The sequence below is a fragment of the Nisaea sp. genome (genome assembly GCF_034670185.1).
In the GTDB taxonomy this organism is placed as follows: Bacteria; Pseudomonadota; Alphaproteobacteria; order Thalassobaculales; family Thalassobaculaceae; genus Nisaea.
The window spans coordinates 580,080-604,327 of the sequence record NZ_JAXMNY010000001.1 but is presented as its reverse complement, the minus strand read 5'-3'; the positions used below and the strand labels follow the sequence as shown (position 1 = coordinate 604,327).

At 60.0% G+C, this 24,248-nt stretch carries 20 protein-coding genes; 6 read left to right on the top strand and 14 right to left on the bottom strand.

Going from position 1 to position 24,248, the window contains the following annotated elements; translation table 11 throughout:
- Positions 1-10: 10 nt before the first annotated feature.
- The 5 genes from VOI22_RS02835 to VOI22_RS02815 all read right to left on the bottom strand — a co-directional run bounded on the left by VOI22_RS02835 (position 11) and on the right by VOI22_RS02815 (position 6,341).
- Positions 11-2,032 carry a TRAP transporter fused permease subunit gene (locus tag VOI22_RS02835; protein WP_323795073.1) on the bottom strand — a complete coding sequence of 674 codons (2,022 nt, stop codon included), beginning with the start codon at positions 2,030-2,032 and terminating at the stop codon, positions 11-13.
- Positions 2,033-2,100: 68 nt separating this feature from the next.
- Positions 2,101-3,066, bottom strand: coding sequence for a TAXI family TRAP transporter solute-binding subunit (locus tag VOI22_RS02830; protein WP_323795072.1), 966 nt, complete (start codon positions 3,064-3,066; stop codon positions 2,101-2,103).
- A gap of 187 nt (positions 3,067-3,253) precedes the next feature.
- Entirely contained in the window at positions 3,254-4,978 is a 1,725-nt protein-coding gene (araD, locus tag VOI22_RS02825) for an L-arabinonate dehydratase (RefSeq protein ID WP_323795071.1), read from the bottom strand.
- 68 nt (positions 4,979-5,046) lie between these two features.
- Positions 5,047-5,529: a GNAT family N-acetyltransferase gene (locus VOI22_RS02820; RefSeq protein ID WP_036553230.1), complete on the bottom strand. Its 483-nt coding sequence runs from the start codon at positions 5,527-5,529 to the stop codon at positions 5,047-5,049.
- Positions 5,530-5,642: 113 nt separating this feature from the next.
- A complete protein-coding gene (locus VOI22_RS02815; RefSeq protein WP_323796280.1) occupies positions 5,643-6,341 on the bottom strand; it encodes a 3-oxoacid CoA-transferase subunit B in 699 nt (232 codons plus the stop codon).
- Positions 6,342-6,572: 231 nt separating this feature from the next.
- Between VOI22_RS02815 and VOI22_RS02810 the strand changes: the two genes are divergently transcribed.
- Positions 6,573-7,781 carry a pyridoxal-phosphate-dependent aminotransferase family protein gene (locus tag VOI22_RS02810; protein WP_323795070.1) on the top strand — a complete coding sequence of 403 codons (1,209 nt, stop codon included), beginning with the start codon at positions 6,573-6,575 and terminating at the stop codon, positions 7,779-7,781.
- A gap of 40 nt (positions 7,782-7,821) precedes the next feature.
- Here the strand turns inward: VOI22_RS02810 and VOI22_RS02805 are convergent, their stop codons facing one another.
- Positions 7,822-8,505 (bottom strand): 3-oxoacid CoA-transferase subunit A, encoded by a 684-nt coding sequence (locus tag VOI22_RS02805; RefSeq protein ID WP_416366067.1) that lies wholly within the window; start codon positions 8,503-8,505, stop codon positions 7,822-7,824.
- Positions 8,506-8,655: 150 nt separating this feature from the next.
- Here VOI22_RS02805 and VOI22_RS02800 point away from each other — a divergent pair, with 150 nt between their 5' ends.
- Entirely contained in the window at positions 8,656-9,858 is a 1,203-nt protein-coding gene (locus tag VOI22_RS02800; protein WP_323795069.1) for a pentapeptide repeat-containing protein, read from the top strand.
- Positions 9,859-9,935: 77 nt separating this feature from the next.
- On the opposite strand, the gene VOI22_RS02795 is transcribed toward VOI22_RS02800, so the two are convergent.
- The 5 genes from VOI22_RS02795 to VOI22_RS02775 form a co-directional block, all read right to left on the bottom strand.
- Positions 9,936-10,658 (bottom strand): hypothetical protein, encoded by a 723-nt coding sequence (locus VOI22_RS02795; RefSeq protein WP_323795068.1) that lies wholly within the window; start codon positions 10,656-10,658, stop codon positions 9,936-9,938.
- A 74-nt stretch (positions 10,659-10,732) separates the two neighbouring features.
- On the bottom strand, positions 10,733-12,424 hold the full coding sequence (locus VOI22_RS02790) for a putative bifunctional diguanylate cyclase/phosphodiesterase (protein WP_323795067.1): 1,692 nt from the start codon (positions 12,422-12,424) through the stop codon (positions 10,733-10,735).
- A gap of 218 nt (positions 12,425-12,642) precedes the next feature.
- Complete coding sequence (locus VOI22_RS02785; protein WP_323795066.1) at positions 12,643-13,353, bottom strand: alpha/beta fold hydrolase; 711 nt, start codon at positions 13,351-13,353, stop codon at positions 12,643-12,645.
- 207 nt (positions 13,354-13,560) lie between these two features.
- Positions 13,561-14,355, bottom strand: a complete 795-nt coding sequence (locus VOI22_RS02780; RefSeq protein WP_323795065.1) for a 2-keto-4-pentenoate hydratase — start codon at positions 14,353-14,355, stop codon at positions 13,561-13,563.
- Positions 14,352-15,593, bottom strand: a complete 1,242-nt coding sequence (locus VOI22_RS02775; RefSeq protein WP_323795064.1) for a hydantoinase/carbamoylase family amidase — start codon at positions 15,591-15,593, stop codon at positions 14,352-14,354. The genes VOI22_RS02780 and VOI22_RS02775 overlap by 4 nt, the downstream gene beginning before the upstream one ends.
- 176 nt (positions 15,594-15,769) lie before the next feature.
- Between VOI22_RS02775 and fghA the strand changes: the two genes are divergently transcribed.
- Positions 15,770-16,621 (top strand): S-formylglutathione hydrolase, encoded by an 852-nt coding sequence (gene fghA, locus VOI22_RS02770; protein WP_323795063.1) that lies wholly within the window; start codon positions 15,770-15,772, stop codon positions 16,619-16,621.
- Between the two features lie 48 nt (positions 16,622-16,669).
- Positions 16,670-18,295, top strand: coding sequence for a Na/Pi symporter (locus VOI22_RS02765; protein WP_323795062.1), 1,626 nt, complete (start codon positions 16,670-16,672; stop codon positions 18,293-18,295).
- Positions 18,296-18,304: 9 nt separating this feature from the next.
- Here VOI22_RS02765 and VOI22_RS02760 read toward each other — a convergent pair whose 3' ends face one another.
- The gene (locus tag VOI22_RS02760; protein WP_323795061.1) at positions 18,305-18,907 is read right to left on the bottom strand and encodes a class I SAM-dependent methyltransferase; all 603 of its coding nucleotides are present in this window, start codon (positions 18,905-18,907) and stop codon (positions 18,305-18,307) included.
- A gap of 59 nt (positions 18,908-18,966) precedes the next feature.
- Here VOI22_RS02760 and VOI22_RS02755 point away from each other — a divergent pair, with 59 nt between their 5' ends.
- Positions 18,967-20,190: an MFS transporter gene (locus tag VOI22_RS02755; RefSeq protein WP_323795060.1), complete on the top strand. Its 1,224-nt coding sequence runs from the start codon at positions 18,967-18,969 to the stop codon at positions 20,188-20,190.
- Here the strand turns inward: VOI22_RS02755 and VOI22_RS02750 are convergent.
- Positions 20,187-21,152, bottom strand: a complete 966-nt coding sequence (locus VOI22_RS02750) for an alpha/beta hydrolase fold domain-containing protein (protein WP_323795059.1) — start codon at positions 21,150-21,152, stop codon at positions 20,187-20,189. The genes VOI22_RS02755 and VOI22_RS02750 overlap by 4 nt on opposite strands.
- A gap of 217 nt (positions 21,153-21,369) precedes the next feature.
- Positions 21,370-22,920: an alkaline phosphatase family protein gene (locus VOI22_RS02745; protein WP_323795058.1), complete on the bottom strand. Its 1,551-nt coding sequence runs from the start codon at positions 22,918-22,920 to the stop codon at positions 21,370-21,372.
- Positions 22,921-23,098: 178 nt separating this feature from the next.
- On the opposite strand from VOI22_RS02745, the gene VOI22_RS02740 reads away from it, so the two are divergent.
- A complete protein-coding gene (locus tag VOI22_RS02740; RefSeq protein WP_323795057.1) occupies positions 23,099-24,205 on the top strand; it encodes a M14 family metallopeptidase in 1,107 nt (368 codons plus the stop codon).
- Positions 24,206-24,248: the final 43 nt, after the last annotated feature.

The window sequence follows — 24,248 nt, the reverse complement described above, 5'->3', positions numbered from 1 at the left end:
CTCACACCTCCTACCGTGCTGGCTGAATGGCGGGAACAGCGCGCCGCCAGGCATAGATCGATCCGGACGCAACCAGCCCGATACCAACGATGAGGACACCCGGGATACCAAACGGACTTCCCGTGACCGGCACCATCAGGAACAGGGCCGACACCAGGAACACCGCGCGTTGCACCGGTCCGATCCGCCCCCGGCACCAGCCTTCGAGCCCAAACGAAAGCACCCAGAGCCCGAACAGCACCAGAGCGGTCGAAAGGATCGTCATCCAGGTCGGTCCCTCGACCAGCAACGAAGGGTTATAGACGAAGGCAAAGGGTACCAGATATTTCGCGATCCCCACCTTTGACGCCTCGAAGGCTGTTGCCATCGGCGGCGTCCGGGCGATCGCCGCCGCCGCAAAGGCCGCTAGTGCCACCGGAGGCGTGATGGTCGAGACCACACCGAAGTAGAAGGCGAACATATGCGCCGCAATCGGATTCACGCCGATCTTCTCCAGTGATGGCACAATCAGTGCGGCGACGGTGATATAGACGGCTGTCGTCGTCATCCCCATGCCGAGCAGGATCGCGGCGACCGCGGTCATGCTCAGAAGCAACGCGAGATTGCCTCCCGACAGCTCGATCACCGACTGGGTGAACTTCAGGCCGAAGCCGGAAGCGAAGATCGAGCCGATGATAATCCCCGCACAGGCGCAGGCGACCGATACCGCCACCGTTGACCGTACGCCGGATTCAAAAGCCGCGAGGATATCGACGGGACTCATCCGGGTGTGCGGGTTGATGAAACTGAGCGCTATAAGGCTGAGAATGCCCCAGAAGGCGGACTTCATCGGCGTATAGCCGACCATCAGGAAGGCGATCAGAATGGCAAGCGACAACAGCAGGTGCCAGCCGCCCTTGAACACTTCCCAGGCCTGCGGCAGGCGCTCCACCGGAATGCTCTGGATGCCGTGCTTCTCGGCTTCCAGATGAACCATGAAATAGACGGTGACGAAGTACAGGAAGGCTGGAATGGCGGCGGCGATGATTACCGCGAAATAGCTGACCTGCAGGTTCTCCGCGATGATGAAGGCGGCGGCCCCCATGATCGGCGGCGTGATCTGCCCGCCGGACGAGGCGCAGGCCTCAACGGCGGCGGCGAAACGGCCGCGATATCCGGTCTTCTGCATCAGCGGAATAGTGAAAGAGCCCGTGGTCACCACATTGGCGACGGCGGAGCCGGAGACGGTCCCCATGAAGGCGCTCGAAAGGGTCGCGGCCTTGGCCGGGCCACCGACACGGTGACCCGTGAGAGCGACCGCGAGATCGATGAAGAAGCGACCGGCGCCAGACCTGATCAGGATGGCTCCGAAAACGATGAAGAGCACGATATAGGTCGACGCCACATAAAGCGGAATGCCGAACACGCCGTTGCTGCTCATGAACATGGTGTCGATATATTTCGAGAACCGGGTCGGCGGCCCATAGAAGATCCCGAAGAAATAGTGCGAATAGAGCGTGTGCACGACGAAAAACCCGGTCACGCAGACCATAGCCAGACCAACGGCCCGACGCGTGCTCTCAAGCACCAGCCCAATCAGTATTGCGCCAAAGAACATATCCAGGGGCTCCTTGGAGCCGAGACGCATATGGAAAGCGTCGATGTCCAAAAGCGTCCAGACCTGAATCACGATCACGAATCCGACAAGGATCATATCGATGCCGAAGCCCGCAGCGCGTAAAACATTACGCGGATCGCCGGGCAGCAGGATCGGATCCTTGTGGCTTTTACGGAAGAGCGGATTAACCAGAACCGCCAGGGCCAGCATCACCGTCAAATGAATGGATCGGAAGGACCGTCCCTCCGGTGTGCCGTACAGCGCGACATAGAGATGGAACAACGCCAGCGCGATGCTGATGGTGCAGCAAACGAGCGTGACGATATAGGCAAGGTTCACGCGCCGGGAGACGAGAAGGTCTTCTAGGAAGGAGTATTCCTTGACCTCATCGTACTCCAAGCGCCCTGCCGGCGCGGGCTGGCTGGTTTCGCTCATGATAGGTCCGATGTTCTGAAAGAAGATCATGGACCGGGGCGAACCCCGGTCCATGCATAAGAGTTAGCTTAGCTGCCGGTTTTCACACCAAGCTCGTCGTAGCACTTCTGCGCACCCGGATGGACCGGGATGGCCGCGCCGTTCAGAGCGTTCTCCACCTTCACGCGGTTCCACACCTTCTTCACTTCGGCGAAGGCTGCATGGTTTTTCCAGAAGGACTTGCACATCTGGTAGACGGTTTCATCCGGCAGATCCTTGCTCACCACCATGTTGGTGACGATACCGAGGGACGGGATGTCGCTGGACAGGCCTTCATATGCAGACTTCGGAATTGAGCCTGTGATGAAACCCGGGTTGTCGTTCAGGATCTGCTTCAACTTGTCGTCAGACAGGCCGATGAAACGGATGCCCGGGCTGTGCTGCAGTTCAATGAAGGAGGCCTGCGGCACCGAGGTCGCCGCCATAAATACGTCGACGTGGCCGTCTTTCATCAGCGCAACAGACTCGGTGTAGCTCACGTAGTGAACCGTACCGCCGTTTTCCTTGATTTTGGCGAAGTCGAAGCCGTAGGCCTTCAGGATCGATTCAGCGAATGCCGTACCGGTCCAGCCGGCCTTGCCCGGGCTGATATTGGCGGCCTTCATGTCGTCGAAGGTCTTGATCGGTGAATCGGCTCGCACCGCTACCTGGAAGGTAGCCGGATAAAGCGTTGCGAAGTGGCGGACATTTTCATGTTTTTTAGTGAATTTTCCGCGCCCGGCAAAGCCGTTGTAAGACGTGTGAGCATAGGACCAGCCGATTTCCGCATCGCCGCCATCAACGGCCTTCACGTTGGAAATGCCACCACCGGACGTGTTGGACGTCGAGATACCGGGCACTTCGTCACCGAGTACCTGCATGATTTTGGCGCCCAGCGGATACCAGGAACCGCCGGCCGGGCCGGACACCATGCGGACAAATGTATCGGCGCTTGCGGCAGTGCCAGCAAAGGCCAACGGGGCAGCGATAAGCGCTGCCTTCAAGACATGCTTCATAATTTCCTCCCATTGAGCGCGACCTTGTGGCCGCTTTCGTGACGCTCCCCAGGAAGGGAAGCAATCTCGGCGCCCATAGTTCAGGACAAGGGCGTCCTGTGCAAGTCCGGGCGCTTCAGAGATTGCCTCTTTAACGGAAAGATGACGGCGGCATTTGCGAATATGTCGCCGGAATATATGCGTACTTCTAGTGGATTTCCGGCTCGGGCGTCGGTGCCGTGCCTTCAAGCACGTCGAAGTCGCAGCCCTTGTCCGCCTGGGTGATATGAGCCGCATAGATGGCCCCGAAACCGCGCGCGAACTTAGCTTCCGGAGCTTTCCATGCCGCTTTCCGGGTCGCGAGTTCCGTCTCGTCCACCTGTAATTCCAGCGTCCGCCCCGGAATATCGAGGGCAATCATGTCGCCATCCCGGACAAGAGCCAACGGCCCGCCGACGAAGCTTTCCGGCGCCACGTGCAACACGCAGGTGCCGTAGCTGGTCCCGCTCATTCGCGCATCCGAGATCCGCACCATGTCGCGAACGCCTTGCTCCAGCAGCTTCTTCGGGATTGGCAACATGCCCCATTCCGGCATACCGGGTCCGCCCTGCGGTCCGGCATTTTGCAGAACGAGGACCGAATCCTTCGTCACAGGCAAGTCGGGGTCGTCGATCCGTGCCGCCATGTCATTGTAATCCTTGAACACGACGGCCGGGCCTGTATGCGTATGCAGCGACGGATCGGCGGCGATGTGCTTGATGATCGCACCGCCCGGCGCCAGGTTGCCGCGCAACACAGCCAGTCCGCCCTCACCCGACAAGGCATTGCCCCGCCGCCGGATGACGTCCTCATTGTAGATGTCCTTGCCCTCGATATTCTCGCCCAGGGTTTTGCCGTTCACCGTCATGCAGTCGAGATGCAGGATGTCCTTGATCTCGTTCAGGAGCCCCGCAAGGCCGCCGGCGTAGAAAAAGTCCTCCATCAGGTACTTACCCGACGGCCGAATATTGGCGAGGAACGGTGTCCGCTTGGAAATCTCGTCAAACCGCTCGAGATCAAGCTCAACGCCGAGACGCCCGGCCATGGCGATCAGATGGACCACAGCATTGGTAGAGCCGCCCATCGCCATCACCGTGGTGATCGCATTCTCGAATGACTTCTCGGTGAACACATCGGAAGGTTTGACGTCTTCCCAAACCATGTCGACGATCCGGCGGCCACAGCGGGTCGCCATCCGGGAATGATTGCTGTCCGCAGCCGGTATGGAGCCTGCATCGGCAAGCGTCAGGCCAAGCGCCTCGGCGGCGCACATCATCGTCGCCGCCGTACCCATCGTCATGCAGGTGCCGGGCGTCCGGGCAATGCCGTCCTCGATCTCTTCCCAGTCATCCTCGGTGATGTTACCGGCGCGCAGCTCGGCCCAGTACTTCCAGGTATCGCTGCCGGACCCGAGGGTCTTGCCCCGCCAGTTACCGCGCAGCATCGGGCCCGCAGGCACGAAAAGCGCCGGAATGTTCATGCTGGCCGCGCCCATGAAAAGCGCTGGCGTGGTCTTGTCGCAGCCGCCAAGCAGCACCGCGCCGTCGCAAGGATAGGAGCGCAGAAGCTCCTCCGTCTCCAGCGCCAGCAGGTTGCGGTACATCATCGTGGTCGGCTTCTGGAACGGCTCCGACAGAGAGATCGCTGGCATCTCGACCGGAAAGCCACCTGCCTGCCAGACGCCCCTCTTCACCTCTTCCGCGCGGTCGCGAAAATGGGTGTGGCAGGGATTGATGTCCGACCAGGTGTTGATGATCGCAATGACTGGCTTTCCGGCCCAGTCCTCGCGGGCATAGCCCATCTGCTTTGCCCTGGAGCGGTGCCCGAACGAGCGCAGATCATCGACACCATACCAGCGGTAACTCCGCAATTCCTCATAGGATTTGCGCGCCATGAATTCCTCCCATTATCTCCGCCGAATGAAGCCCGCGGCGGGCCGGGTCCGCCTTTTCGGCGTGTTCTTTAGAGTGGTTTTTCCAGGACGAGCTCCATTGGATCGAAGCCAAATCCCCGGTAAGCGGCGAGTCCCGCAGCATTGCGCGCGAGCGTATGAATACGGAGCCGTCGGGCTCCCTGATTTTTCAGATGGTCTTCAATGGCCCCAAGAAGCTGCAGGGCAATGTCCTTGCCGCGCCAACGGTGCAATACGAAGACATCGGAAACATAGCCATGCGAGGCCAGTTCCGGAAAATTCAAAGGGTCCTGATCCAGCGCCATCCAACCGGCGACGAAACCGGCGATATCGGCGCCAACCCAGGCAATGAAGATGGCCCCGGCGCCCTCTTCCGCGGAATGGATCAGATAATCGACATGTTCCGCCGCGACCCTGTCGCCCGGCTGCCGCGCCTGATGCAGGTAGCGCTCGAAATCTTTCAACTCGCGCACAAGGTCGGTCAGCCCTTCCCTGTCACTTGCGCGAGCCGGCAAAATTTCTACTGCATCCATGACTTAGGAACATCCCCGGGATAGCTGCGCGGATCCTGCCGCATTCGGAGAGGCAGTGAAACCGGGGAGCCGGACCAAGTCAACCAACGCGCTCACGTCGACCCACGCGAATACTAGAGCGCGGGAGCGGACAGGATACCGCAGTCCGGCGCCAAGGTGAGTTTCGGCTCGGTCAGCTCCTGAAGCCCCGCGAGGGTCAGACCCTCGACCATTTCGCGGACAACCAGGCCGTTGTCCGTCACGTCGATCACGGCAAGATCCGTGAAGATCTTCGTCACAACCTGCTTCGCCGTCAGCGGATAGCTGCAGTTTTTGACGATCTTCGGCTCACCCTTGCGGGTCACATGGTCGGTCAGAACCCAGACCTGCTTGGCACCGGCTGCCAGATCCATCGCACCGCCAACACCGGGCGGGAATTTCGGATTCTCGGTGGTCCAGTTCGCAAGGTCGCCTGTCTCAGAGATCTCGAAAGCGCCGAGCAAGGCGAGATCGATATGGCCGCCGCGGATCATCACGAAGGCATCGGAATGCACGAAGAAGGAGCCGCCCGGAACCAGGGTGATCGGGTCTTTCGAGGCATTGATCAGCTCGGGGTCTTCCGTGCCCGGCTCGGGGGCCGGACCGACTCCGAGAATACCGTTTTCACTATGCAGAACAATCTCGCGATCCTCGGGCATGAAGTTCGCGCAGGTGGTCGGCAAGCCGATCCCGAGATTGACGTAACTGCCGTCGGGAATCTCGTTGGCTGCACGCCAAGCGACCTGATTCCGCGTCAATTTTGTCGCTGCGATATCCTGAGCCGCCGCTTCCATTGCCATACCGGTACTCCAGCTGCGTTTTAAATCATGCCGTATAATAGAGGCTCACTCCTGCTTTTGAAGTGTTGCCGCCTCGCGCGACTGACCATATAACTCAGCTTGCACGTCCCGAATAGACGGGATTCCTTACGGATCACCCAAAGAGAAACGTGGATAGTGCCGGATTGTTGCCGGGTGAAGCTTGCTGTACCCGCGTTCCGGCGCGGAGAAACAGGAGCTACGGATATGTCTGGTTACAGCGTCAAGCGCGGTCGGAGCCTGCTCAACACCCCCGGCCCGACCAGTGTGCCAGAGCAGGTCCTGCGAGCCATGGTCCGAAACCCGATGGATCTCGGCGATCCCGTCGCGCTCTCCATGATCGAGACCTGCTTCCAGGACCTGAAGAAAATCTTCAAGACCGAGCACGAGGTCTTCATGTATGCCTCCAACGGACATGGCGCCTGGGAAGCTGCCCTGGTTAACACCCTGTCCCCCGGCGATTTGCTGCTTGTTCCGGAACTCGGCAATTTCTCGACCGGCTGGGGTGAGATGGCGGAAGCGCTGCAGATGCGCACCGAAACCATCAAGGGCGACTGGCGGCAGGCGATCGATCCGGCCAAGATCAGGGACCGCCTTGCCGCCGACAAGAACCACGAGATCAAAGGCATCCTGGTGATCCAGACGGATACCGCCACCAGCGTCACCTGCGACGTCCCGTCGATCCGCAAGGCAATTGACGATGCCGGGCACCCGGCCCTGCTTCTGGTCGACACGATCCCGACGCTCGCCGTTACCGATTTCCGGATGGATGAATGGGGTGTCGACGTTGCCGTCGCCGCCTCCCAGAAGGGCCTGATGATGCCCCCGGGCCTCGGGTTCGTCGCCGCCTCACCGAAAGCTCTTGAGGCTCACAAGAAGGCAACGTCACAGCGGCGCTACTGGGATTGGTCCTTGCGGCTCGCCTCGGAAAGCTACCGGACCTTCTGCGGCACCAGCCCGCAAACCCAGCTCTATGGCCTGCGTGCAGCTCTCGACATGCTGCTTGAGGAAGGGCTGGAAAACGTCTTCGCCCGGCACAAGCGACTGGCCCAGGCGACCCGGCTGGCGGTCGAGCATTGGGGCCAGGCCGGCGCCATGGAACTGAACGCGATCAATCCGGATCAGCGCGCGGACGGCGTCACCACCATCCTGCTCAAGGAAGGCATCGACGGCACGCAGATCCGCGATGTCTGCCGCGATGAATTGCAATGCGCACTCGGCGGCGGCTTGCGCAACCTCAGCGGCAAGGCATTCCGTATCGGCCATATGGGCGATATGAACGAGCCGATGCTTTACGGAGCGCTGGCGAGTGTCGAAGCCACCTTCGCATATCTCGACATCCCTTACACGCCGGGTGGCGTGACCAAGGCCATCGAGTATCTGGTGGAATGCCGCAAGCGCGGCGGTAAGGCCTGAGCCTGCGCGCCGAGACCCGCTAACCTGAGCCCGGCCGCCTTCAGGCGGCCGCGGCGACTGCCGGTACGTGGAACACCCGGTCGACGAAAACCCCTGGCGTCACAACAATTTCAGGGTCGATTTCGCCCAGCTCGACGATCTGGCGTGCTTCAACGATGGTGAGGTCGGCCGCAGTGGCCATGACCGGACCGAAATTCCGGGCAGACTTGTTGTAAATCAGGTTGCCCCAACGGTCGGCCTTCTCGGCCTGAACGAGCGCCACGTCGCCTTTCAGAGCATATTCCAGCACGTATTCCCGCCCATCGATCTCGCGGACTTCCTTACCCTCGGCAAGCTGAGTTCCGACGCTGGTCGGCGTGTAGAATGCGGCAATTCCGGCACCAGCAGCGCGCATGCGCTCGCTCAGTGTACCCTGCGGGACCAGTTCCAGTTCGATCTTTCCGGCAGCATAAAGCTCATCGAAAGCGACCGAGCCTGCTGAACGCGGATAAGAGCAGACGATCCGGCGCACCCGGCCCTCTTTCAGGAGAGCCGCAAGGCCCCGATCCCCGGTCCCGGCATTGTTCGAGACCACCGTCAGATCACGGGCACCCTGATCGAGCAGCGCGTGGATAAGGTCCGTCGGCACGCCAGCAGCACCAAATCCGGAAATCAGGACCGTACTTCCATCCTTCACACCGGACACCGCATCAGCGCGCGCCTCAACGATCTTGTTAATCGCCACAACCGACCCCTTATGTATTTCTATTGGACAATCGAAGAGCCTTTATGCCGATGCCGTGCGGCTCCGTCCAGCCTCGATTATTGACCCCAAGCCCTTGGTTAGAATCACTCTTTAACGAACCCTTAAACAGCATCCTGTAGCATGGCGAGCATGAGCTCACTCAATTACATCTCGAAAGCGTCGCTGGAACACACCCTGCACCAGCACATGCTGTGGCTGGATGATCCAACGTGCGGAAAGCCCGCAGATCTTTCGGGAACCAACCTTTTTGGCAGCGACTTCCGCAGCAAGAAAATGCGGAACGTCGTGATGCGCGGCGCCAGTCTTCAGGGCGCAAACCTTGAAGGCGCCGACCTGTCTGGAGCCGATTTGACCGGTGCCGACCTGATGTCCGCGAACTTCCGTGGCGCGAAACTGGAAAAAACCAATTTCACGTCGGCAGTCATTGCTTCTGTCGATTTCACCGACGCGGACATGCGTGGCGCAAATCTATCCCGCACCCGGGGGCGGTTGACAGAGACCAAATGGTCCGGAACCGAAAGTGATACAACGCCGCTCAATCTCTCTCATGCAAAGCTGCATCATGCCAATTTGGAGAGAGCGGACCTGTCTGGGGCCATCCTGGAAAACGCCGATCTCTCCGGCGCGAACTTGGAGCGCAGCAATCTTTCTAATGCGAAACTGACCGGAGCTACCCTGCGAAACGCAAAACTCGTGGGTGCTGCTCTTGACGCTGCTGACCTGAGCCAGTCCATCGCGACCGGGGCCGACCTAAGCGGCGCCACCCTCAAAAACGCGAGAATTCAGGGCGCTAATATGATTGGGGCCCGGATCAAGGACACAGACCTATCCGGGGTCGATATGGCGAGTGCCCGGTTGCACGCGGCCATGGACCCGATGTCCGTGGAACTGCATCGCCAGCTCATCGAGCATGATTTCTGGGTCTCGACCGGTGGCGCCCGCGGCGCCCGGGCAGATCTTGACGGCGCCAATCTCGATAATGCGGACTTGAGAAACCTCAATCTCAGCGGTGCTCAAATGCGCGGCGTGAGTTTCCGCGGCGCTCAATTCAACGGCTCCATGCTGATCCTGGCAAATCTCACCAACTCAGATTTCGAGATGGCGAGTCTGCGAGGCTGTAATCTTTCCGGAGCCTGCCTGTGGGGATGTAATCTGCGACGCGCAGACCTGACGGACACAATCATCCAACCCGCGCCGATCAGCTCAAGCGACGGCTCAAAAGCCGGCCGCGTCCAGAAAACAAATCTGCGGGCGACGAACCTCGAGAACACTTTGCTTGGGCCGCTCAATCCGGATGACGTCCTGATGGACGATCCTCGGATCGCATCCTGAGGCAAGCCCCGACCCGGTTCACGTCCAGCTAGCTCACATCGAATTCCACGCGAAAATCTACAGAGAATCCGCCACCGTCAATTCTGCGGTCGGCTGGACCGAACTCTGTGGCGAAGCTCCGAAAGGTTCACGGTGGAAACGCTCTTGAGCGGTAGCAGGCCGCCAAGCCCCATCCGCAGCGTATGTTCGATCTTTTCTTTCGAATAGCGTGAGACCGGATCGCTGACAGCCAGTGTAAGCGCAGCAGAAAGCGCTTCTTTAATCCGCTCCCGGTTCGCGAGAATAAGATCTGCAACTTCGGTATCGTAGACATTAATCAGGACTCGCCCCAGACACTCGAACTTGTCGACTCTCGGGTCGCCCGTATTTGGCGATGCGACAATCTCATCGGGAAACGGAACGGCATGGATCGAATTTTCCACCGCCACCATGCGCAACCGGAACAGATGGGTTAGCACGGACATACCGGCGAATACGCCCGTCACGCGCATCATACCCATGTAATTTGCGCTGCCGACGAGAGGGAACCCAAAAATCAGATCGCAGATGAAATTCAGCATGAAAAGCCCGAGGGCCATCAACATACTTACGGAAGCAAGAATAGCTGTCGCAATGGTTGCCAGCCAAAGAAAGTACTTGAAATCAAGCCCGGTAATCCGGGCCGGCGCCTGCGCGGTTTTTTTGGACGTTGTTTTTTTTGGGGCAGGTTTTTTGTCACCCCCCGCCGGCAGAGGGCTCGACGCTTGACCGTCTGCCTCTGACGGCTTTTCATCCTGCTTTTGAATTTCACCCTCAGACACAGACGCGCTCCCTCACTACTTGAAGAGCGTTAGTCAGATGCGCTTGCAGGAAACCGAGGGTCATATCGGTAATCTCAAACAAGGATCGCCATGTCTTGATCGATCTGGTTGCGGTAGGAGTGCAATTCACGCAGCCGGACTTCAACAGCCTCCGGCGTCAAAGGCTTATCGAACAGGTAACCTTGAGCCAGATCGCACCCGTGCATTTGAATATCGGCAAGTTGCTTATTCGTTTCGACACCTTCTGCGACACAGACAGCGCCCATGGCCTTTGTCATCGCAACGATAGCCTGGACGATTGCATTGCTGCCTTTGCTCGTCTCCATCGTTTGCACGAATGACCGGTCGATCTTCACAACGCTGACCGGCAAATCGGTGATGTGGACAAGGGAGGAGTAACCGGTGCCAAAATCATCGACAGCTGTCGGCACGCCCATTTTAACAAGTTCATCGAAAAGCTTTTTCGCCGCCCGGATGTCGGCAACAATACTTGTCTCTGTCAGCTCGCACTCAAGCGCGCTTGGCGCGACCCCCGCGTCGCGAAGAAGATTCGACAGAAACGGCACCAGCCGGTTCTCACGAACATCCTCCGCACCGATATTAAAGGCGACCGGAACGGTCTTAAGCCCCGCCGCTTGCCATTCCTTGATCTGCGCTACGAGCCGTTCGAGCATAATAAATGTCAGATCCGGTGCAATACCGGCCTGATCGGCAATTGGCAGAAATTCACTTGGCCCAACGAGACCGCGCTTCGGATGGTTCCAGCGTATCAGCGCCTCAAGCCCCGAAATCTCTCCGGTCTGACAATCGACTTTCGGCTGATAGGCCAGCCAGAACTCTTCCTTACGCTCGGAAACCGCACGCCGGAGATCATGCTCGACAACCAGGTTCCGGACCGCCTCACGGTGAGTCTCGTCCTCGTAGATCTCTGTGCTGCCTATCGCTTTCTGCATTGCTGCATTCAGGGCGAAACGGGCCTTGCGCACGACGTCCTCAGGATCGAGACCCGGATCGGTGATCCGGCTTATTCCAAAATGCGGAACGATGCGCGCAGCGTTTTCGCTCGGTGAATAACTGACCTCGACGCAGTGTCGCAGCTTTTCGACCAGCCCCGCGAGATCGTCAGCCTCGCCTTCGGTCGAGACCACAACTCCTAGGGTTGAATCGTCGAGCAAGGCAATTTCAGAGACCGCCTCCAGGCGGCCCAGTCGGTCCCCCGCTTCCCTGACAATCCGTGAACGCGTTGCTTCGCCGAGCGTGCCCGCAAAAAACCCGAGGCGGCCCAGGGAGATCGCAATCACCATTGCCGTGCCGTCGAGGGGAAACTCACGAGAAAGGACGCGTTGTCCAACCCGGGTGCAGAACCCGACCAGATTAGGCAATCTGGTTGCCGGATCGTTAAATGCAGCCCAGACAAGTTTTTCTTCCAGAGAAACCCTGCTATGCCGATCCCGCAAAACCAGAAGACAACATCTGCTGGCATTGCGGTAGACAACGGAAGAACGGCCTTCAAGCAACAAGCCGGAGCCGTCGCTGCGCCGCCCGCTGATCTCGATAACGTCCCCGTCACCGCCGGGAACAAGCATGTCGCAATCCGGAAAAAAATTCGCGAAAGGGCTGCCGATCAGCTTCCTTGCCGGCAACCCGAGCGTTTCGAGCGCGGACGTGTTTGCCGCAACGACAAGACCGCCTTGATCGATCAGAAACACGCTATCGTGCAACGCATCGAACGAACTGAACTGGTCAGCGATATCTGTGTCACTCATCAATTGGTCCAGGAACCTATGCAAGCTTAATATTCAAGCCAGCGAAAACAGCTTGAACTGTCGCAAACCGTCAATTTAAAGGTGTAGCCCCCGTGAACCTAAGAAACGGTAAACGTACTTAACTTTCTTTGGCGCTGAGTCTTCAGAGGTAACGATTTTCGCGTTTAGCGACGTTTCCGATGACGGCGTCTCATGGTGCGTGGCTGACACCAGCATAGTTACCGACCAGCTTCTTCCAGAACTGCGGAAAGCTCATCCGGCATATCGACCATGATGTCATGCCCGCAAGGCAGGCTTCTGACGTCCCAGTCCGGGTTACCGCTCAGTTTCTCGACACAGGCATCGAATTGCGGGGCTCTATACCCGCCTGCCCGGACATAGTATTTGCTGGAAATGGTATCCACTGCACCGGTCAGCCGGACCGGTTGCGTAAAACAGGAAATCGGGAAGTTCGTACATTTCGCATCCACCCACGCCTGATCTGCCTCGTTCACGCGAAAAGACGCTGCCGGGGTTGGCGGCATCCACCATCCCTCACCGACAGACCTGATTTGCTCGAAGGCCAGCTTGACCCTTTCGGGCGGGCGCGAATCCATTGCGCTTTCCCCATCCGAAGGGACAAAGGCATCGACATAGACAAGTGACTTGATCCGGGATGCTTCCCGGTCTGCAGCGCCGGTGATCACCATACCGCCATAGGAATGCCCGCACAGGATCACAGATTCCAGATCCTCCCAGGACAACAGGTTGGCGACATCAAGGATATGGGTCTGGAGCCTGACCGAGGGAGACATCAGATGCGAGCGGTCGGCGAGCCCCGTCAGGGTCGGCGTATAAACATCATGTCCAGCTGCGCGGAGGCGGTCGGCAACCCGCCGCCAACACCAACCGCCATGCCATGCTCCGTGAACCAGTACGAAAGTTGCCATACCAAGCCATTCCTGAACTATCGTTCGTCAAACCCACACAAATATGATGGTCGCGCGGTGCCACTGGATGGTGACACCAGCAGGTGTGTCCGACAAGCGCTGTACAGCGTCTGGCACGATTTATCGGAAATCGAGCGCGCAAGATGAGCGTTCGATGACGGCAGAGGACTCACGAATCGCCAATTCCGAAGCGATCCGCTCCCCCAGTCAGACGAAATTCACCTCGATACGGCCGAGTTCGCCAAGATCTGCAACACATTGTGCAAGCCCGTCGAAATGCACGGTCTTGACGATACTCCCCAGAAGCACGAATTCTCCGGCCTTGAGCGGGCGTCCCTGTTTGCAGCGCAGATTTGCCAGCCAGGCTAGCGCTTCGAACGGATGGCCGAGTATATCGGCCCCGACACCGGCTCCCGCCTCGTCGCCGTCGATATAGAGATTGCCCGTGACGGCCGCTAGATCGAGATGCTGCCAGTTCATTACCGGGGCTCCGAGAACCGCTCCGGAATTGAAGAAATTGTCCGCCACAAGCATCGGCACCGGCAAGGATGGGTAATCGACATAGCGGTCGTCCACGAGTTCGACCGCCGGCAGAACTGCCTCGACGTACCCACCGACTGTTTCCCGGGTAAACGGCTCGTCCTTGAGCAGGTCATGCGAGAGCAGGACCCCGATTTCGACCTCAATGCCGATCCGGTGATACAGCTTTATCTGAACATCGGCGCGCTCATGAAACTCCATGGTGGCGAATACCTCGCCGGCACATGGCTCGCTGATCTTCATATAATCCTGCATCACCTTGGTGGTACAGCCGATCTTGTGCCCCACGACAGGGCCAAAACCCGCCTGGGTTAGATGCGCGTTCAGACGGTTCTGCAGTTCGTATCCTTCCGCGACCGTACCCGGCATGAGCGGGTCGGGAAGACGGTCAGTCGGTCCACCGCCGAGGCGCGCCGCCGCGAGGATCTCGACAGCGCGCGCCGTGTTTTCGGCTGAGGTCATAATGTCTCCTTAAGGGAGGTTTCGAGGATGGACGCAGCCGCATCGGCGAGCACTTGGCACCCGGCGACAATGTCCTCCTCATGGCTGTCCTCGGCAAAATCGTGGCTGATGCCGCCGATGGACGGAATAAACAACATGGCGCAGGGCAAAGCTTCGCTCAGCACCATCGGATCGTGTCCGGCCGCGCTCGGCATCCGCCGCCACTTTCCGGGCGAAGTCTTCTCCGCAGCGGCCGCCAGATGGTTCTGAAAACCCTCATCCATGTCCGACGGCGGAACCGGTGTGCGCGAGCGCTCGGCACTGGCCGTGATACGGCCCTCCGCATTCACGTCCGCAATCAGCTCCGCGACGATTTCCTCGAACTTGTCGAGCAACGCCTCTTCGCTGTCCCGGAACTGCAGCGTGAGCTCGGCATAGCCCGGCACGATTGATGCCGCGCCCGGCTCGATCAGCACTCGACCAAGCGTCCAGACCGTGGTCGGTTTGGCATGTTTCGGGAATTCCTCATGGATCCGGCTCGCAACCTGGAAAAGCGCCGTCGCCGCATCCTTGCGGCGCGCCATCGTCGTTGTGCCGGCATGGTTCTGCTCGCCGACGAATTTCAGGGTCATGCCACGGATACCGACGATGCCGGTGACGACACCGATCTGCTCACCGGCATCTTCCAGCCAGGCGCCCTGCTCGATATGCGCCTCGAGATAACCGACATAGCGGCCCTCTTCCATGCGCAGGCGCGGTACATCGGTAAGCCCCGCGTCCTGCAACGCATCGGTCAGCTTCACACCATCCCGGTCGGTCGCGTTCGCTTCCACTTCGGGATCAAGGGCGCCGATCCACGACCGAGACCCGATGCAGCCATAAAACCGGCTTTCCTCGTCCTGCCAGGAAATCACATCGACCGCGAGATCGGACGTTTCCGGATCTTCCGCCAGCGCACGCGCGACTTCCAGCCCATAAATCACGCCAAGCGCACCGTCCAGCCAACCGCCGCGCGGCTGCGTGTCCGAGTGAGAGCCAACGATCAGGGCCGGGCCGTTCTTGCGAGACCGGCCGAGTACATTGGCGACACCGTCCAGAGTGGTATCGAGACCGGCATCTTCGAACCGCTTTTTCAGCCAGCGCCGCGCCTCCATATCCTTCTCGCTCAAGGCAGGCCTGACGACCCCCGTTTCGACCGCTCCAATTGAGCGCAGGGTTTTCAGATCGTTCAGCAAACGCTCGGCATTTATCTTAGGCATCGGTCCCTCTCGGAAAATCAGCGGGCATCCTAAAGATCTAAGCCGCCGGACATAACCCCGATAACCTGAACGGGACCCTTCCTGGCCCCTCGCCGCCGTTTTCATGCGGAACCGTTCCGCGCACCGCCGCCATGGTGTAGCCTCCGGCGCGAGTGATCGATAAAGGATAAAGAGCAATGACTACACCGGCCCTGACAAATGTCTCCGAAGCCAAGGCCTTTGGCGGAAAGCAGTTTGTCTATTCCCACGCCTCGGCAGAGACCGGGACCGATATGCGTTTTGCGGTCTACCTGCCGCCGGCGGCCGAAACGGCCAAAGTCCCTGTGCTCTGGTATCTCTCCGGACTGACCTGCACCGAGGAGAATTTCACAGTGAAGGCCGGCGCCCAGCGCGATGCGGCTGCGTTGGGAATCGCCCTGATCGCGCCGGACACCAGCCCGCGCGGCGACGGCGTCCCTGACGATCCGGATGGCGCCTACGATTTCGGCCTTGGAGCCGGTTTCTATGTAGACGCAACAGAAACTCCGTGGTCCACCAACTACAGGATGCGCAGCTACATCGAGAAGGAGCTGCCGGCTCTTGTTGAACAGGCTTTGCCGCTCGATATGACGCGGCAGGCGATCACGGGACACTCAATGGGCGGTCATGGCGCGCTCACCATCGCTCTGAGAAACCCGGACCGGTTCAAAAGCGTTTCAGCCTTCGCCCCAATCTGCTCGCCGATCAACTGCCCGTGGGGTGACAAGGCGCTGACCGGCTATATCGGCGCTAACAAGGCCGACTGGCGCGAGTATGATGCCTGCGCCCTGATCGAGGATGGCGCCCGGGTGGCTGATATCCTGGTCGACCAGGGACTGGCGGACGGCTTCCTCGAAGGTCAGCTGAAGCCCGAGCTTCTGGAGGCGGCCTGCGATAGATCCGGAATCCGCCTGACCATGCGGCGCCAGGAAGGTTACGATCATTCCTACTATTTCATCGCCAGTTTCATGGAAGATCACATGCGCTGGCATGCGGAAAGGCTGGTCTGAAAAGACTCGACTAGTCCCCGGAGCGATTAAGGGGGTGATTATAAGACCATGATCGCAAGCGCTGCCGTTGCCATCGGCGGAATCGGCTTGTTCCTGATCGGGATGCTGATTCTGACCGACGGCCTGAAAAGCCTGATCGGGAACAGTCAGCGCCGTGTCATGGCGCAATTGACGAACAGCCCCGCGACGGGAGCGCTGACCGGGGCGCTCATGACTGCGGTTGTCCAGTCCTCCAGCGCGACGACAGTAACGGCAGTCGGTTTCGTCGGCGCCGGTCTGCTGACCTTTACCCAGGCATTGGGTATCATTTTCGGCGCGAATATCGGCACCACCCTGACCGGCTGGATCGTGGCCGTCCTCGGCTTCAAGCTGCAGCTCGGCGCGATCGCGTTACCCGTTCTCCTGGTTGCCGTTCTGGTGAAGTTCTTCAGCAAGGGACGGACCGCCCTCGCCGGATGGTCTCTGGCCGGGTTCTGCCTGATTTTCATCGGGCTGAACACGATGCAGGAAGGGATGGAGCTGTTCGGCAGCGTGGTCACGCCGGACGACTTTCCGTCCGACACATTCTTCGGCCGCCTGCAGCTTGTCGGTATCGGCATCGCGATCACCCTGTTGACCCAGTCCTCCAGCGCCGGTATCGCAGCGGCGATGGTTGCGCTCGCCAGCGGAACGATCAACTTGCCCCAGGCCGCCGCAATGATCATCGGCATGAACGTTGCCACCACCTTCACAGCCGTGCTCGCCGCCACCGGTGGATCGACCGCCATGCGTCAGACCGGCTTTGCCCACATGATCTATAACGTCCTGACCGGCATCCTCGCCTTTTCCCTGCTGACACCCTTCGCAAGCATCGCCGCACATTTCACGGATCCAGCCGCGCCCGGTTCCGACCAGCTGGCGCTGGCCGCCTTTCACACCACGTTCAATACTCTTGGGGTGCTGCTCATTTTGCCGGTCACCGGACTGTTTGCACGACTGATATTGTGGCTGATACCCGACGACGGGACCGATCTTTCGCGCCGGCTTGACAACAGGCTGCTGCCAGATACCGCCGCCGCAACGGATGCGCTGGCCGGCACTTTGAATGAATGCGCCTTGATCCTCTTCGATCACCTGCATGGTGCGATAGATCGCTCCCACAGAAGGAAAAGCAGACTTAATCTGGCAAGAATTCAGGATGCCATAAGCAAGTCCGAACTCTATACCGCCGACATTCAAGCACGGCGCGCTCCCCCCGCAGGGATTGGCCGGTTTACTGCCGCAATTCACGCTCTCGATCACCTTCGCAGGCTTTGCCACCGGGCAACCCAGTCACAACGGATCGTGACGATCGCCCACGATCCGGCGCTTCGGGAAGTAAGTGCACAATTTGTGACCCTGCTCGCGAATATTACCCGGAGCGAGGACCTGAAAGCCGCGGAACGTGACTTCGATGCCCTCCGAAAAGGACTGAGAGAACAGCGTCACCGTATTCGGGAGGACGCAGCCTACAACGCTGCGGCAGGTCTGCTGTCGGTCGATGACACAATCAATCGGCTGGACAGCATCCGATGGCTTCACCGGAGCGCCTATCACGTCTGGCGTATTGCCCATCACTTGAGCGATATCAGTGCATTAGAGGCAGCAGACGACGTCCCGACAAGTACCGCTGAACTGGAAGCCGAACTGGACTGAGCGGTGCGATCAGCCCGGCACGCGATAGCGATAAATCTGCGCGCTTGTGGCTTCTGGCACTGTTTCCACAGTCTCTGCCATCCACTCGGGCATTGCGAAGGTACTCGTAATCACCAGAGAGCCCGGCTGCATGTCTCCGGCGAGTTTCCGCTCCAGACCGCGCATCGGCGCGACCATCAGGTAGCAGAACACGAGATCCGCGTCCGCAAGGTCGCACTTCAGGAAATCGGCCCTGCGGATTTCGAGATTAGGCCGCCGCTGGAAAAGCTTCCGTATATGGCAGACAAGCCATGGAAGCGGCGAGAGCTCGATGCCGACCACACGCGCTTCCGGATAGCGCGCGGCCAGCTCGAATGCCATCCCACCCCAGCCGCACCCGAGCTCATAAATCGTCACCGGAGCGAAACTCTCCGGGATCAGCCGGAACACGGCCCGCCGGGCTGATGGGTGTGAGGGCATAGGCGGAACGCCGGTGCGCAGCGTGTAATAAAGGATCGACATCCCGGCCAGCAGCAGGACGGCAAACAATATTGCTTCGGGTATCCCGTGGTCGAGCAACTCGCCAATGAGATTGCCCAGAGACGGCGCTTGCGTGCTAATTTGATCGCCCATCTTCTTGTGCCCTTGCACGACCGACCGAGGCGCCAGCCTCCCTGTAACCCGGAACGTCCATGACCTTCTCCGAACGCCTAACCGGCCTCCCGCTCCGGGAAAATATTCCGATCGCCCTCGTCGGCCTCGGCCACGGCGCTATCCACTGGACGGCTGCGACCTTCTACCTGCTGCTGCCGCCACTGTCGATGTCCCTCGGCCTCAGCTACACCGAGGCTGGCGCGCTGGTCAGCGTCTTCCACGTGAGTTCCTTCGTCTCGAACTTCTTCAGCGGTCCGCTGGTCGACATCACCGGGCGCAAGGTGCTGTTCCAGATCCTGTCGGTCGCCATCGGCGCCACGGCGCTGGCGGCTATAGGGCTCGCCGGCACTCTCCTCACGCTCGTCGGGCTCGTCGCCGTGATCGGCGTCACCGGCAATGCCTGGCATCCACCGGCAATCTCCTTTCTCTCTAACCGCTATCCGAAGAACCGCGGCTACGCGCTCTCGATCCACGGGCTCGGCGCCAGCACGGGCGACACCATCGCCCCGCTCGCAGCGGGAGCATTGATTGCCGCGTTCGGCTGGCACAAGGCGGCTGAATTGTCCGCGCTTCCGGTTTTGGCCGTCGCCGCTATCCTGGCCGTCGGCCTGTTACGCTACGAGACCGTGCGTCCCAAGACCGGCGCTGCACACGGCATCGGCGTGGCCGAGTATTTCCAGGGCATCCGGACCGTCATCGCCAACCGCGCCATTCTTGGGCTCTGCGTGATGAGCGGCTTCCGTTCCATGACCCAGTCAGGCCTGCTCGCCTTTCTGCCACTCTATCTGGCGCACGATATGGGCTCCGGCCCGGTAATGATCGGAATCGCCATGGCAGCAATGCAGGTCGGTGGGGTGATTGCCACCCCGGTGGCCGGTGTCTGGTCCGACAGGGCCGGGCGCCGCACCGTGGTACTGGCCGGGCTCAGTGCCTCGACCGTGATCATCGCCAGCCTTACCTTCCTCGGCAGCGAGACCGCGTTCATCGCGGGGATCTCTCTGCTCGGCTTCGTGCTCTACGCGGTCCGCCCGGTGGTGCACAGCTGGATGATGGACCTCACGCCGGATCATCTCGGCGGTTCGGCGACCAGCCTGATGTTCGGAACCCAAAGCGGCTTTTCCATGGCGATGCCGCTGGTCGGCGGCATGCTGGCGGACGCCTACGGACTGGTCTCTATCTTCTACATGCTGGCAGGCACCATTCTGGTGACCAATATCCTGACCTTGGGCCTGCCAAACGAACGGCCCGAAACGTCGGCTTAGGCCAGGTTGCGCCTGATTGCGGTCGCGGCATCGCCGATCAGCTCATGCGCCTGATCGACCATCCGGGTCAGATTGATGAAAGCGTGGCAGACCCCGGGATAGAGTTTGTATTCCACGGGTACGCCTGCCGCTTTCATCCGTTCGTGCATAACGATGGAATCATCCCGCAGCGGGTCGAGGCCCGCCGGGTAGAGCTGCGTCGGCGGCAATCCCGCGAGATCCGCTTTCAAAGGGCAAGCCAGCGGGTTGGTTGAATCCGCATCATCGCGAAGATAATGGTTCCAGTACCAGCGCATGGAGGCCGTCGAGAGCCCGAAAGAGCCGTCACCGAACAGCGTATGGGACTCATCTTCAAGGTCTCGATCAAAGCAGCCGTAGAACAGGGTCAGAGAGCGGATCGGGCTGTCCCCCTTGTCCCGCATCGCCAGCGCCGATCCAAGTGCCAGATTGGCGCCAGCGCTGTCGCCGCCGACAGCGATTTTCTCGACATCCAGGCCCCAGTCCCCGCCGTTATCGCGGACATGCTCAATCGCGGCGACGCAATCCTGCAGCGGTGCGGGAAATTTATGCTCCGGCGCGAGACGGTAATCGACCGCAACAACGGCGCATCCGCTCTGTAGCGCAAGATAACGCATCGCCCGGTGATGGGTTTCAAGAGAGCCGACGACCCAGCCACCGCCATGGAAATAGACCAGAACCGGAGCTGGACGCGGCACATCCGGATAGAGCAGACGCACACGGATCGGGCCGTTCGGGCCGTCGATATGCTCTTCTCGCACATCCGACATTTCCGGCAGGTCCTGGTTCCACCAGGATCGCTCGGCTTCCATCCGGACACGGGATTCCGGCGGGCTCGGGTCCAGGGGAAGCGGCGGAAGCCCTTCCTCTTCAGCGATCTTCAGCATCCGTTCCATGGCCTGCGCCATCTGCGGATCAATCGAATAGTCAGCCGCGTCGCTCATAGCATCCCCCGAATGCGCTCGCTGTTTTCAGTAACTTAGCAGCGCTTTTCGCGCACCGCCAAGATACCGCACGGAACCGGATCAGTATCGATCCGCGAACGATGGCGCGGCGCCGTCAGAAGCGCGCCGCAAAGCTCCGCTGTACTCGTTTAAAAACGCTCCGCAAAGCTCCGCTGGGTTTGTTTAAAAGCGCTCCGCAAAGCTCCGCTGGGTTGGTTTAAAAACGCTCCGCAAAGCTCCGCTCTACCGGCCCCTCCGCCGTCACCTCGATCCCGTTGAGAGTGCGTTCGCTCATCGCCTGGCGCCAGGACAGCATGCCTCGCGCGGCCGCCAGTTCCTCGGTCGCATAGTTCGGGTTACCGGAGAGGTTCACCAGTTCATGCGGATCGTTTTCCAGATCGAAAAACAGCGGCGTTAAACCGGCGAAATGGACGTATTTGAACCTGCCCTCCCGACGCACCGCGAGCTGGCATTGATCGAGCCGCAAGCCGAGTTCTTTTTCGGGTACTCCGCCGACAACATCCCGGAAATCAAACTCCCAATGGGCCGCGTCGCGCCAGGTGACCGGCTCCTTGCCTTTCAGGAAGGGCAGCAGGGACCGGCCGTCATATTGCAGGGGTGTCGGGATGCCGGACCATTCGGCCAGGGTCGGCGCGATATCGATTGATTCCGTGAACCGGTCAATCCTGACGCCGCGCGGATTATTCGCTCCCGGCATCCGGACAATGAGCGGAATATGATAGCTCTGCTCGAAATAGCCGAGCTTGCCGAAGAGATGATGGTCGCCCAGCATCTCCGCGTGATCGCTGGTCAGCACGATCAGCGTGTCCTCATAAGCGCCAGCTTTCTTCAGCCCGTCGACCAGCAGCCCAAGCTGCGCGTCGACTTCCGCCACCATGGCGAAATAAACCGCCCGAACGGCCCGGATCTCATCGTCGTTCCAGTCCGTTACCAACCGATCGCCACCGCCGGGCACAAAGGATTTTCCGGTCACCCTCTCCAGCATGAACCGCAGGAACGGATGCTGTGCCGCTTCCGCTTCCACCGATGCCGCTCGATTTGGCGCCGGGACCAACGCATCCTCGACCATGGAATTGTAGGGCTCCGGCACCGAAAACGGCGGGTGCGGACGGATGAAGGAGAGATGGGCGAACCAGGGCTTGTCCGCGTCCTGCTGCCCCAGATAATCGAGGAAACGTTCGGTAATATACCCGGTCTCTGTATGCTCTGACGCAAACTTGGGAGTGAGATCCGCCCGGCTGAAAGGACCGTCCTGCGGCACCGAGCCATAAACCCCTTTAAGCCCCCCGGAGGCGTCCTCGCCCTTGCCCTTCAGCCAGTCCAGCCAGTCGAGTGCGTGTTCGTCGTATCGGGTGTGCCGCTCAAACCCCGGCAGGACTTCTTCATACGTGGTGAGACGCGGGTCCTTGGCGTGCCGGGTCCGCGGATCGAGGGTCTGATCCGTATAGCCGAGCAGGACCGGTCCGTACCCGGCCCGCCGCCCTTCCTGCGCAATATTGGTGAAACGCGCATCCAGCGGACTGCCATTACGGCAGACCCGGTGGTTCATCTGGTAAAGCCCGGTGTAGAGCGACGCGCGGGCCGGCGAGCACGGAGCGGCCTGACAATAATGCCGCTCGAACAGCACGCCATCGGCCGCAAGCGCATCGATATTAGGCGTTCGTACCGCCGGATGACCGAGGATGGAGAGGCAGTCGCCGCGCCACTGATCGGCGGTAATGAGCAGGATGTTTCCGGGTAACGCCATGACGCCTCGCATTCATAAACTTCTGGCACATACTTCTGGATACTGAGGCGGCCACGCTGCCAACTTGTCCCGATCAGCTCAACAGATATTTCCGTTACAGCAATGGCGCCGGGGTCCGGCTGTTTGCTAGTCTCTCCTCCTTCACGGCTTTCGCCACCTTCCCCATGGACTGGACCAGATGAGCATCCTCGAATTCATCGATCACGCGTTTTCCGAAGACTACCGTCAGGCCCGTGAGCGCTTCCTCGCCGCAGCCGAGCGCGAAGGCGCCACGGTCACGACCTACGAGAACCCCAACAAGGGTCCCTATGGCGAAACCCTCGCCTGTGACGCCGCCTGGGTTGGGCCGAAGGATGCGAAGAAAGTTCTGGTAACGATCTCCTCCACCCATGGCGTGGAGGGTTTCTGCGGCTCGGGCGCGCAGATCGACTGGTTCCTGTCCGGCGCCCGGCAGGGTCTCGATGCGGATATGGCGGCGCTGCATATCCATGCGCTGAACCCGCACGGCTTCGCCTGGCTGCGCCGGGTGACGGAAGAAGGCTGCGACCTGAACCGGAATTATATCGACTTCACGAAACCCATTCCGGAAAACCCGGGCCACGATGAGCTGGTCGATGCCCTCGTTCCGCCGTCCCTCGATGACGAGACCATGGCAAAGGCAAAGGAGAAGATCGCCAAGTACCGTGCCGAGCATGGCGAAAGCGCCTTCCAGACGGCTCGCAAGGCCGGACAGTACAAGCACCCACACAGCATGTTCTTCGGTGGTTTCGGTCCGTCATGGGCGCGCCAGACGCTGGAGAAGATTATCCGTGACTTCAAGCTGGCTGACCGCGCCCTGGTCAGCGTCATCGATTACCACACGGGTCTTGGCCCGTATGGCTATGGCGAGCCGATCTGCGCGCACCTGCCTGGCAGCGCGGGCATGAAGCGGGTTGTTGAAATGTACGGAGATTCCGTCGGCGTGCCGGAACTGGGCACATCGTCCTCGATTCCGCTACACGGCACATCCCGGGAAATGTGGAATGCCGAGCTAGGCGACAATTACACCTATGTCGCCCTTGAATACGGCACCTTCCCCACCGACCGGGGGCTCCTTGTGCTGCGCGAAGACCATTGGCTGCACAATCAGGGGGACGTTGACTGGTCTGCACCGGAGACCAAGCGCATCAAGCAGCAGATCCGGGATCATTACTCCCCGGACAAGGCCGACTGGAAGGAAATGGTGCTGTGGCGTTCCCGCCAGATCATTCGGCAGACCCTGGAAGGCCTCGCCAAACTCGGATAATCCGGAACAAAAAATAAGGCCGCCCGAGGGCGGCCTTATTCGT